The 12,506-nt window shown below is 33.5% G+C and carries 11 protein-coding genes; 6 read left to right on the plus strand and 5 right to left on the minus strand.

From position 1 onward, the window contains the following. Positions 1-67 precede the first annotated feature (67 nt). The 6 genes from ACNQF6_RS13980 (at position 68) to ACNQF6_RS14005 (ending at position 8,320) form a co-directional block, all read left to right on the plus strand. On the plus strand, positions 68-1,888 hold the full coding sequence (locus ACNQF6_RS13980; protein ID WP_417966528.1) for a hypothetical protein: 1,821 nt from the start codon (positions 68-70) through the stop codon (positions 1,886-1,888). Between the two features lie 194 nt (positions 1,889-2,082). Beyond that, positions 2,083-2,400, plus strand: coding sequence for a hypothetical protein (locus ACNQF6_RS13985; protein ID WP_417966529.1), 318 nt, complete (start codon positions 2,083-2,085; stop codon positions 2,398-2,400). A gap of 178 nt (positions 2,401-2,578) precedes the next feature. Next, complete coding sequence (locus ACNQF6_RS13990; RefSeq protein WP_417966530.1) at positions 2,579-3,076, plus strand: hypothetical protein; 498 nt, start codon at positions 2,579-2,581, stop codon at positions 3,074-3,076. 177 nt (positions 3,077-3,253) lie between these two features. Next, positions 3,254-3,802 (plus strand): hypothetical protein, encoded by a 549-nt coding sequence (locus tag ACNQF6_RS13995; protein ID WP_417966532.1) that lies wholly within the window; start codon positions 3,254-3,256, stop codon positions 3,800-3,802. 139 nt (positions 3,803-3,941) lie between these two features. Beyond that, the gene (locus ACNQF6_RS14000; RefSeq protein WP_417966533.1) at positions 3,942-6,473 is read left to right on the plus strand and encodes a PIG-L family deacetylase; all 2,532 of its coding nucleotides are present in this window, start codon (positions 3,942-3,944) and stop codon (positions 6,471-6,473) included. Positions 6,474-6,595: 122 nt separating this feature from the next. Next, positions 6,596-8,320: a sodium:solute symporter family protein gene (locus ACNQF6_RS14005; RefSeq protein WP_417966535.1), complete on the plus strand. Its 1,725-nt coding sequence runs from the start codon at positions 6,596-6,598 to the stop codon at positions 8,318-8,320. A gap of 294 nt (positions 8,321-8,614) precedes the next feature. Here the strand turns inward: ACNQF6_RS14005 and ACNQF6_RS14010 are convergent, their stop codons facing one another. The 5 genes from ACNQF6_RS14010 to ACNQF6_RS14030 all read right to left on the minus strand — a co-directional run bounded on the left by ACNQF6_RS14010 (position 8,615) and on the right by ACNQF6_RS14030 (position 12,334). Further along, a complete protein-coding gene (locus tag ACNQF6_RS14010; protein ID WP_417966536.1) occupies positions 8,615-9,460 on the minus strand; it encodes a DUF2911 domain-containing protein in 846 nt (281 codons plus the stop codon). Between the two features lie 51 nt (positions 9,461-9,511). Continuing rightward, positions 9,512-10,186 carry an HAD family hydrolase gene (locus tag ACNQF6_RS14015; RefSeq protein ID WP_417966537.1) on the minus strand — a complete coding sequence of 225 codons (675 nt, stop codon included), beginning with the start codon at positions 10,184-10,186 and terminating at the stop codon, positions 9,512-9,514. A gap of 69 nt (positions 10,187-10,255) precedes the next feature. Then, entirely contained in the window at positions 10,256-10,969 is a 714-nt protein-coding gene (locus tag ACNQF6_RS14020; RefSeq protein ID WP_417966538.1) for a tRNA threonylcarbamoyladenosine dehydratase, read from the minus strand. Between the two features lie 109 nt (positions 10,970-11,078). Further along, positions 11,079-11,732, minus strand: coding sequence for a TatD family hydrolase (locus tag ACNQF6_RS14025; protein WP_417966539.1), 654 nt, complete (start codon positions 11,730-11,732; stop codon positions 11,079-11,081). Continuing rightward, positions 11,732-12,334 carry a DUF1684 domain-containing protein gene (locus tag ACNQF6_RS14030; RefSeq protein WP_417966540.1) on the minus strand — a complete coding sequence of 201 codons (603 nt, stop codon included), beginning with the start codon at positions 12,332-12,334 and terminating at the stop codon, positions 11,732-11,734. Before ACNQF6_RS14030 ends, ACNQF6_RS14025 begins: the two co-directional genes overlap by 1 nt. Between the last annotated feature and the right edge of the window lie 172 nt (positions 12,335-12,506).

Here is a 12,506-nt window from a genome sequence, read left to right on the forward strand (position 1 = left end):
TCGAATCAATACTTAAAAGATTTTTCTTTTGTTTCGTTAACAATGTTTAAAATTATTATTTTTTATCATGTTTAAAAAACAAAGACTGGTTCTACTAATTTTGATTTTCTGCTGTTATCAGATTTCTTTTTCTCAAGTAGACAAAAAGGAAAAAGATTCTTCAGAGGTGTATAAACAAATCCAGACCTATTCCAAGAAAAATAAATTCACCAAACTTCTTCATAAATTAGTTTTCAGACCTGTTAATGTAAAAACCCAAAAGAAAAAAGTAGTCCCGAAAAAATTCAAAAACTTTGAAGGAAAAATTATCAGGAACATCAATATTGTTACATTAGACCCTTTTGGTTATTCAGAAATTGACACTACAAAAAAAGCTAGGAATTGGGCGGAGCGAAATGGAAACAGAATTCACATTAAAACGAACAGACTTGCAATTAAGAATTTATTGCTTATCAAAAAAAATAAGCCTTTGGACTCCTTATTAGTAAAAGAATCAGAACGTTTAATAAGAACACAGCGCTATGTCAGTCGCGTTGATGTATCTCCGCAATTGATTAAAAACAATAAGGATTCCGTAGATATTTACATTCGAGTTTTAGATTCGTGGAGTATTATCCCTAAAGGTTCCATATCAAGCTCTGGAAGCAGTTTTGAACTGAACGACAGAAATATTCTGGGTTCTGGTCATGAATTTAATAATGAATTCAGAAACAGATTCAGTGATGGTAAAAATGCTTATCGAGTTGCATACACTATACCCAACTTCAAAAATACATTCATCAAAACTACTGTAAATTATCGTATTGACTTAGATGATTATTATGGTAAAAGCATCAATATTGAACGATTATTTTATTCTCCATTTACAAAATGGGCTGGCGGAATCTATTTTGACAAACAGTTCAGAAAAGATACACTTCCTGATAATAATGCAGTATTCGCATACCAAAATTTCAAATATAACTCACAGGATTTATGGTTTGGTCGTGCATTTAGAATTTTTAAAAGTAATACTGAGAGTGACAGAACTACAAATTTAGTCGTTGCGGGTCGGTTTTTAAATGTGAAATATTTGGAGAGTCCAATAATTGATTACGATCCCAATGATTTTTATTCTGATGAAAAATTTTCGCTCATCGGAATTGGAATCACCTCCAGAAAGTTCGTTCAAGACAGCTATATTTTCAAGAACGGAATTATTGAAGATGTACCCATTGGAAAAATATTTGGAATAACTTCTGGCTATCAACATAAAAACAACCAAGGGCGTTACTATTTAGGAGCTCAGGCATCTTTTGGCAATTTTTACAAATGGGGATTTCTAAGTGTTAATTTTGAGTTGGGTACTTTTTTAGAAAAATCAAATACTAAACAGAATGCTTTTTCTTTTCAAGCCAATTACTTTACGAAATTGATTAGTCTTGGAAAATGGAAATTGCGACAGTTTATCAAACCACAACTAATTATTGGTTCTAATCGCGTAAATGTTATTGGCGATCAACTTAATATTAATGAAAGTTACGGAATTCAAGGATTTAATAGTGCTTACTATGGTACCGAAAAAGCAATACTGACTTTACAAACTCAAGCCTATGCACCATGGAATCTTTGGGGATTTCGATTAAACCCCTATTTTAACTATTCAGTTGCGATGCTGGGAAATCCTGAAAAAGGATTATTGGAAAATAAAGCATATTCTAAAATTGGGATTGGATTAATAATAAATAATGATTTTTTAGTATTTAGTTCTTTCCAAATTTCACTTTCCTATTATCCATCCATACCCGGTAATGGCGAAAATATTTTCAAAACCAACTCTTTTGAAACCACTGATTTTGGTTTTCAGGATTTTGAATTAAGCAAGCCACGTACTGTGATTTTTAAATAACAAATGTTACATCCAGTAATCTCTACTTTGGGCAAAACTGTTTTAAATATCTAGTTTTAAAAGCAATACAACAGTATTCATAATCCAATTAGTGTAAATTATATAATTTAATATTATAATTATATAAGAATACATCTGTTAATATTGCTTAATTTTATAATATAATTAAATTAATAACTAAAACCCTAAAAGAAATGAAAAAAGTTACCTTTTATTTAATGATGATGGTATTGTCCTTAAGTATTGTTCCAACCCAAATGTTAGCTGCTGAAAAAAACCCAACTTCGGTTTCAAACAACCCAAAAGAAGTTCCTGCAGAAGTTAAAGTGATGCTTAATCGTCTTGACGAAATAAAAGCAATGGATAAATCTTCTTTGAATTCTTCAGAAAAAAAAGAACTACGTAAAGAAGTACGTGCCATTAAAGCAGAATTAAAATCTACGGGAAATGGTGTATATCTATCTGTAGGTGCAATTATAATAGTTATCCTTTTATTGATACTTTTATTGTAAATAAATTTATAACTGTAAAAAAAGGAAACGAATGTTCGTTTCCTTTTTTTATGAAGTAAAACAACACAATTAATTGTTAATTATTTGATATTGGCACAGTTGTTGGCTTTATTATAAAAGAGATAATACAGTAACTAAAAATCACTAAGTATTAATTACTAATTAAAATTTTGAAAAAATGAAAACATTAAAATTAATCATCGCAGGAATTATACTTTTTGCATCGGCAAATACGATGCAAGCACAGGTTTCAGTAAATGTAAATATAGGTAGTCCACCAGCATGGGGTCCAGTTGGTTACTCCTCTGTAGATTACTATTATTTACCAGATATTCAAGCATATTATGATATCAGAGCTACACAGTTTATTTATTTTGGTGGAGGAAAATGGGTTCGTTCCAGAAACTTGCCTACTCAATACCGAAACTATAACCTGTACAATGGTTATAAGGTAGTTCTAAACGATTACCATGGTGCAAGCCCATACAATAACTTTAAAAACCATAAAGTAAAATATTACAAAGGATACAAAGGTAAACCTCAAAAATCTATAGGTTCTAATCGTGGTAATAATAACAAAGTATACCAAAGTAAAGGGAATAACGGAAACGGAAATAATGGGAACGGAAACGGGAACAAAGGTGGAAAAGGGAATAATGGAAATGGAAAACATTAATACTGATTTCATATAATTTATAAAGAGAGCCTCAGTAATGAGGCTCTCTTTTTTTACCACGTTAAGGCTTAATTAAATATTTACTTTTAAACTTTGGCACAGTTGTTGGCTTTCTTTAAAAAGCATTGTAAAACGAGATATTACAAAAAAATTAATACTAATTAAATATTTGAAAAAATGAGAACATTAAAACTAATCGTCTTAGGAATTATACTTTTTGCATCAAGCACAACACAAGCACAAATTTCAGTTAATGTAAATATTGGTAGAGCTCCATCGTGGGGACCAGCAGGATATGCAGAAGCAGAATATTACTATTTGCCGGATGTAGAAGCTTATTATGATGTAAGAGCCACACAGTTTATTTATTTTGGTGGGGGAAGATGGATACGTTCAAGATACCTACCAAATCAATATAGAAACTATGATCTTTATGGTGGGTACAAAGTAGTATTAAACGATTATCATGGTTCGAGACCATATAGCCACTTTAAGAATCATAAAGTAAAATATTACAGAGGATATCATGGAAGAGAACAAAGAAATATAGGGTATAACAATAACCGTAGAGTATATGTAAACCAAAGAGGAAATGATAATCATAAAAGATATGATAATGATGACCGTAGAGAATATAAAAAACATGATAACCGAAATAACGGAAATGGACATGGAAACGGACATGGAAATGGTCGTGGTAACGGAAATGGACGTGATAGAGATTAATCTCAATATTATTTAAAAGAGAGAGGGAACCTAAATGGGTTTTTCTCTCTTTTTTTTATTATTAAAGAAAACCCAAAACATTTCACAAGAAATTATTTAATTCCTACATTTGAAGTTACTGCAAATCAAATTTTAAAAAATGCAAAAAAAATACGTATCAGCTATTCTAGTATTTCTTTTATGTTGCCAAATAACAAATGCGCAACAACCCCAAAAACCAAATTCTGTTGAAATTTACAATCAAATCCAAAAGCTTAATTTCCTAGGTTCGGTACTTTATATAGCAGCACATCCCGATGATGAAAATACCAGATTAATTTCTTATTTGTCCAATGAGCAAAAAGCCCGAACTGGCTATTTATCTTTGACACGCGGTGACGGTGGACAGAACTTAATAGGGACACAATTACGGGAATTATTAGGTGTAATAAGAACACAAGAGCTTATCGAAGCTAGAAAAATTGATGGCGGAGAACAGTTTTTTTCTCGTGCCAATGATTTTGGATTTTCGAAAAACCCAACAGAAACATTAGCAATTTGGGATAAAGAAAAAGTATTGTCAGACGTAATTTGGGCCATCCGAAAATTTCAACCCGATGTAATTGTAAACCGATTTGATCATCGCTCTCCAGGAACCACACACGGTCATCACACTTCATCGGCAATGTTGAGCGTAGAAAGTTTTGAACTAGCCAATAACCCAACTATTTTTCCGGAACAATTGCAATTTGTAAAACCTTGGCAAGCCAAACGCCAGTTTTTTAATACTTCTTGGTGGTTTTATGGAACTATCGAAAAATTTAATGCTGCCGATAAAAAGAATTTAATTGCCCTGCAAACTGGAGTTTATTATGCCGGATTAGGAAAATCAAATCAAGAAATAGCCGCATTAAGCCGCAGCCGTCATCAATCGCAAGGTTTTGGAAGCACAGGAGCGCGTGGTGAAGAAACAGAATATTTAGAGTTTATAAATGGAGATGCTTTAAAAGAAAAAGAATCTCTTTTTGAAGGAATTGACACCTCTTGGAACCGAGTAAAAGGAGGAAAAGCCATAGGAGAATTATTAACAACTATTGCAGCGGAGTTCAACCACAATAATCCTTCGGCAAGTATTCCAAATTTGGCGAAAGCCTATGCTATGATGAAAGCTTTGGATGAAAATCATTGGGCACCACTAAAATCCGCAGCCATAAAAGAAATTATAGCAGCCTGTTCCGGTTTGTATCTTGAAGCCGTAGCCCAAAATCAGGAAGCGACTCCCGGTAGCACTATAAAACTCAAAATTGAAGCCATTAACAGAAGTTCAGCGCCAATACAATTAGTGAGCGTGACCACTTTACCCGAACAAATAAGCACTCCTCAAAACCGCGAATTAAAAAATAATATTCTAAACAACATCAACTTAGATTTAAAGTTACCCGAATCAATTAACTACACACAACCGTATTGGTTAAGAGAAAACGGAACCATTGGCATGTACGCCGTAAATCAGCAGCAAAATATAGGAATTCCAGATATTATTCGGGAAGCAAAAGTGGTATTTAACGTTCAAATCAACGGAATCGAAATCCCATTTGAGCGAACTGTAGTTTTTAAATACAATGATGATGTAAAAGGAGAAGTGTATAATTATCTCGACATCGTTCCTGAAGTAACCACTTCAATTCTAGACAAAGTATTGCTTTTTAAAGACACCAAAATCAAGTATGTAGGCGTAAAAATCAAAGCGGGTAAAGATGCCGTGAAAGGAAATCTACAACTTGAACTGCCTCAAAGTTGGAATGTTTCACCTAAATCCATTCCTTTCAATATACTTAAAAAGGGAACGGAACAAATTGTTTATTTTGAAGTAATTGCGCCAAATAAATCCGAAGAAGCTATAGCTAAAAGCGTGGCGATAATTGACAATAAACGATTTGACAAAGAACAAATTATCATTAATTATGACCACATCACTAAACAGCAAGTTTTAAAATCAGCTGAAGCCAAATGCATCAAAACAGATTTAAAAACCAATGAAGAAAGAATTGCATATATTATGGGCGCCGGAGACGAAGTTCCAAGCAGCCTGGCCCAATTGGGTTACACAGTTACACTGATCAAACCCGAAGAAATAACACCTGAAAAGTTAGAGAATTTTGATGTAGTTATGACAGGTGTTCGTGCCTACAATACCGTTACAGCATTAGCAAATAAACAAACGATACTTTTTGACTTTGTAAAAGGTGGAAAAACAATGCTCGTTCAGTACAATACTGCAGGTGATCTTATAACCGAAAATATCGCACCTTATCCATTAAAACTATCCCGCGACCGTGTAACCGAAGAAGATGCCGAAGTTCGATTTTTAGCTCCAAACCATCCCGTTTTGAATTTCCCTAACAAAATTACTTCTAAAGATTTTCAAGGTTGGAAACAAGAACAAGGGTTGTATTACCCAAGTGAGTACGACAAAGCCTTCACTCCTATTTTATCCTCCAATGATATAGGGGAAACACCAAAAAATGGGGCTTTACTTATTGCTCCTTACGGAAAAGGACACTATATTTATACGGGCTTAAGCTTTTTTAGAGAATTACCTGAGGGTGTTACTGGGGCTTATAAATTAATTTCCAATATCATTTCACTAAAATCATCTGAAACTATTCCTCCACAAAAAATCAAAAATTAAACCAGTCTAAAATGGAAACAAAAAAAATAAAAACCTGGAAGAAAAACTATACTTGGGTGCTTGTAGCCAACGCTATTTACATCTTGATCTTTTGTCTCATCATGAAATTATACGCTTAAATTATGCAATTATTTGATTGGGTTATACTTATAGTTACTTTATTGTTCATCGTAATTTATGGCGCGTGGAAAACCAAAGGAAGCAAAAATGTGGAAGATTTTATTCTAGGAAGTAATGAAACACCTTGGCACATTGTGGGACTTTCTGTTATGGCAACACAAGCCAGTGCCATTACATTTCTTTCTACTCCCGGACAAGCGTATCATGACGGAATGGGATTTGTACAATTCTACTTTGGATTGCCAATTGCTATGGTGGTAATTTGCGTCACCTTTATCCCTTTATACCACAAATACAAAGTATATACGGCTTATGAATACCTCGAAAAAAGATTTGATTTAAAAACCCGTTCCCTTGCTGCCATTCTTTTCTTGTTCCAAAGAGGTTTAGGAACCGGATTAACCATTTATGCGCCAGCGATTATTTTGTCGGCAATTTTGGGTTGGAATCTTACCTACATGAATATTATTATTGGTGTATTGGTTATCATTTATACCTTTTCGGGAGGAACAAAAGCAGTCAATGTAACTCAGAAACAACAAATGTTTGTGATTATGTCGGGAATGCTAATCACCTTTTTTCTGATATTGCATTATTTACCTAATGATATGACATTTACCAGTGCACTTCACATAGCTGGAGCAAATGATAAAATGAATATTGTCAATTTCTCTTTTGACCCAGAAGAAAAATATACATTTTGGAGCGGAATCACAGGAGGTTTTTTCCTAGCATTGGCTTATTTTGGAACTGATCAATCGCAGGTAGGACGTTATTTATCAGGAAAATCAGTTCGGGAAAGTCAAATGGGGCTAATCATGAACGGACTTTTAAAAGTACCGATGCAGTTCTTCATTTTATTGACCGGAGTTATGGTTTTTGTTTTTTTCCAATTCAATCCTGTTCCGTTAAATTTTAATCCAAACAACAAAGCCATGATTGAAAAATCGGCTTACAAAGGCGAATACAATGCTTTGGAGAAAAAATTAGACGATTTATCCGAAGATAAAAAAGTAATTAATCTGTTGTACATCGATCAGCTCAATCAAGATTATGACAATCCCATCCTTCGAAAAGAATTAGTGGCTTTGTCCAATAAAGAAAAAGATTTAAGAGATCGGGCTAAAGAAATAATCCTGAAAGCCGATAGCAACAGTGAAACCAATGATAAAGATTATGTGTTTTTCCACTTTATCCTTAATTATTTACCCAAAGGACTTATTGGTTTATTGCTAGCCGTTATCATTTCAGCTGCTATGTCTTCTACCGCATCTGGACTGAATGCACTGGCATCTACAACAGCAATTGATATTTACAAACGTAATCTGAAAGAAGAAAAATCAGAAAGACATTATCTGTATGCTACAAAATTCTTTACCTTATTGTGGGGAGTTATTGCAATACTTTTTGCGTGTATTGGAACGCTGTTTGAAAATTTAATTCAATTGGTAAACATCATTGGATCCATATTTTACGGAACTGTATTGGGAATCTTTCTGGTTGGTTTTTACATACACAAGGTACAATCCAAAGCTATTTTTTACAGTGCCGTAGTAAGTCAGATTACTATTTTTATCATATACTATTACGCCATTTATATTTTCCCAAGCGGAGAAGAAAAACTGGGTTATTTATGGCTTAATTTCATTGGTGCAATGTTAACGATTGTTATTTCGTTGCTGTTACAATGGACTATTTTCAGAAAACAGAAAGCGATTACAGCTTAAATAAGGATAGTAAAACAAATTATTATTTTAGTTTTTAAAAACTATTAACCGCAGATTCACAGACTTTTATATTGATAATCTGTGAATCTGCGGTTATTTTTTTAGCTTCTGAATGTTTTTTATGCAACTTCTTCTCTCCTACCTCAGAAATGAGCAATAGCGAACTGGCTAAGCAATGATAAATCGATGAATACTTTATACGCAACTATCTAATAAATTACAAAGTCTAAAAGTTCAAAAAAAATCCCGTCTCTAAATGGAGACGGGATGTTCTTATATAAAAAAGACAGAGTATTAGTTCTTACTCCACTCTGCAATACTGTCTTTATTCATTTTTACGTAATCTTGGTTTTTAGCAATTTCAGCTGCTGCAAGAGATAATTTAGCCGTTTCGATAGCGCCTTTTTTATCTCCAAGTTTAGCTTGAATCAATGACTTCAATCTGTTATACCAAAATGGTTTGTCTTTAGACATATCCAACGCTTTGTTTACATAAACCAATGCTTTTGCATTGTCAACATTTGATTGAAACAAAAATTGAGCAGCAGAAAAATAATCTGCCCCAGTTGGTCCCGCTAATGCTTTCTCGATATTAGCCGTTGCTTTTTGTTGTGTAGGCACTTCAAATTTTACAGCTGCATATGAGTTCTCCCAGTAAATTTCTAAAAATGCAAAATTGTTGTCTAAACCTCCTATTCCAATAGTGAAAGTTTCCACACTTTTATTCAAAGTTTCTGGTTTAACAGTAGCTCTAAGCGCCACATTTTCTTCTTTCCACTCTTCTGGATTCCCCCAGTTATCAGTAGTTTTATAAAATATTATTTCCCAGCTTTCTATTTTTGGAATAGTGTACAAAGAATATTTTCCTTTTTTCAAGGTTTTACCATCAATAACAACATCGTCGCTAAAAGATACGGTTGTATTTTCATTAGCTCCAGTTCTCCATACTTTTCCAAAAGGGATCAAGTTACCAAAAACTGCTCTTCCTTTTGCGCTTGGTCTTGAATAATTAATCTCAAGATCTGTCAAACCTACGGCTTGCGTGATTGTCGATTTTGGACTTGACTGAGGTGTTTTTACTTGTGCCTCAATGGTGAAATTTGCTATAATAATGGCAAGTACAATGATTATTTTTTTCATGTTTTAAATTTTTATGATTCCCAAATTTACAAATTCAGTGGCTTTCAAATGTTAATTATTCCTTAATTTAGAAGCAATATTCTTAACAGCATCAAAACCTAATTCGTTAAAATGATTAATAACAAAATCTGCTTCTGATAAATCTTGCGACTCAGAGTGAATACTGTTATACCCCACGCACAAAATTCCGGCAGCTTTCGCCGCTTTTATCCCATTCGTGCTGTCTTCAATGACGATACAGCTTTCTTTTGGAGCAATTGATAAACTTGCTGCATGTTCAAAAATAGCAGGATGTGGTTTCGATTTAGGAAAATCTTCCCCGCTTACTACGTGCGTAAAATAGTCATGCAACTTAAACCTCTTGAACACACGTTCAATAGTAACTTTGGATGCCGAAGAAGCCAGAATCAACTGCATGCCATTTTGATGCAATTCTTTAATAAGATTTTCAACACCTTGTAGTAATTCCAAGTCTGCTTTACTATCAAAAGCATCATTAAAGATGTTCCGTTTTCTTTGAATTAAATCCTCTACTTCCTGTTCAATCACAAAAACCTCTTTCAATTTCTGAAACGTATTTCGAGTAGAAAAACCGGTAAATGAAGTATACATTTCCTCTGTAACAGTAATATTTAATTCTTCGAATTGTTTGAAATAAGCATAACGGTGTACGGGTTCAGTGTCGACAATTACACCATCCATGTCAAAAATTACGGTTTGTATCATTTTTTTTTTTAGATTATTAAACTTTTTAGATTTTTAGACTGTTTATTTTTTAGAACTGAATTCTGATCCCTATTTTTTAAGTAAATAACGAATCACGGTTTCTGCAGCATACAATCCAAATAATCCCGGCATATAACTATTGGTTCCATAAAATGATTTTTTGAAATTGGATCCATCAGTCATTTTCAAACTCGTTTCGTCCTGAATCTCAGAAGAGAACACCACTTTTAGTTTATCAATTTTTACTTCTTTCAATCGTCTTCTGATGGTTTTAGCAAAGTAACAATTCACGGTATTGGTAATATCCGTCACTTTCACTTTAGAAGCTTCCATTTTTCCGCCAGCGCCCATACTGCTGATAATTTTTACTCTTTTTCGCTTTGCGCCAATAATCAAATTCAGCTTTGGAGTCACACTATCTATGCAATCCAAAACATAATCAAATTCCTCTGAAACAATCTCGAAAGCACGCTCCGGCGAAAGAAATTCCTGCACGCGAGTCAATTTTAATTCTGGATTGATATCCATTAATCGATCACCTACAACAGTAACTTTAGGTTGCCCTACGGTCGAATGTAAAGCGGGTAATTGTCGGTTTATATTGGTAATATCAACTACGTCACCATCAACAATAGTCATCGTTCCCACTCCGGCTCTTGCCAAAAATTCGGCAGCAAAAGAACCAACACCGCCCAATCCTACAACCAATACATTTGCATTTTTCAAATTATCTAAACCTTCTTTTTTGAATAAAAGTTCGGCTCTTTCTGTCCACTCTGCCATTTTCTTTAATTTATTATTTATAGTTTGTTGCTCTCAAAAATCTGAAATCAACAATCGTTACCCGAGAGCTTTGCTCGAACTGGCGAAGCAATCTACATTCTTAAATCAATTATAGTTCAATTTTGAATACTTCCAAAAAATTACTATTCATTAGTTTCTGTATTTCTTTGACAGAAACTCCTTTGTATTTTGCTGCCAATTCATAAACAGCTTCAATTCCTTCTTCAACTGTGTCCGTTTCCAGAAAAAATCGATTATCAGGAACGCTTTTAAAAACTGTTTCTAGTTCTTTATTTAGCAATAAATATTTTCCAAACGAAATATAAAATCCATTGTCCACTAATTGTTTAGCAACTTGAGCATTTTTTGAAAACCCATGAATCAGCATTGGAACCGTAATATTCATCTTTTTCTTAATTGCAATCAATTCCTGAAAAGCCGCAACACAATGTATCACCACTGGTTTTTGATATTGCTGTGCCAAAAGCAATTGCTTTTCGAAAACCATTTGTTGCAATTCCATTGGAATATCGATACGTTTATCCAATCCACATTCGCCTACAGCGAGACAATTTGCCTCTTGCAATTTACTTTCGATTATCGCCAAATCAGCTTCTAGTCGTTCTTCAACAATAAACCATGGATGAATCCCGATGGAATAATACGGAATTGTGGCATCAAATTCCTGTGGATATTGATTCACTAATTCCAACACATTGGGCTGATTGGTCCATTTATGCGTATGCAGATTAAAGAATTCCATTAGTCGTGAAACTTTTTGACCCCAGCTTTTATCTCGATATTTAAATCATTTTCCAATGGTATTTTTGGACAGGAATATTTATGATTATAAGCGCAATACGGATTGTACGATGTATTGAAATCAATCACAATCGTATCTCCTTTTGGGATTCTTAAATCGATATATTTCCCGCCAATGTAGCTTTCCTTACCTGAAGTCAAATCAGAAAACGGCAAAAACAAATAGTCTTTATATTCTTCTTTTTTGGAAAGCTCGATATTCTTGTACACATTTAGTTTCAAATCCCGATCATCAATTGTAAAAGAAAGTTCCCCATATTTCACATACAATGGTTTCCTGTCCGTTGATGTTTTCATTTCAAAAGGCTTCTCGTTTTCTGTTCTAACAAATCTAGCTATCACAAAAAACTTACCGTCAACAGGATAAAAATCAAGTGTTTTGAATTCCGCTAAATCTTTTGCAGTCAAAGGACTTGTCTTTGCATCCGTATATTCTGTATTTAGTTCCTTTTGAAATTTGGCCACAGCCGAAACGTCAAATTGTTCTTGGCCAAAGCCAAAATTCAATTGTACCAAAAGCAATAAAGTAAATAGCGTTCTCATATTTATAATTTTTGACTATCCGTATATTAATAACAATCGAAATTTTATTGGTCTTAAAAAAATAAAGTTGTTTTCTCTTGAATCATTAAGAAGTTAAGATTCATTAAGGATAAAAAACTTAACTTTCTTAATGGTTTAAAAAACAAAATACTTTCTTTTAAACCATTAAGTA

The organism is Flavobacterium pasteuri (genome assembly GCF_048286615.1).
Classification (GTDB): Bacteria; Bacteroidota; Bacteroidia; order Flavobacteriales; family Flavobacteriaceae; genus Flavobacterium.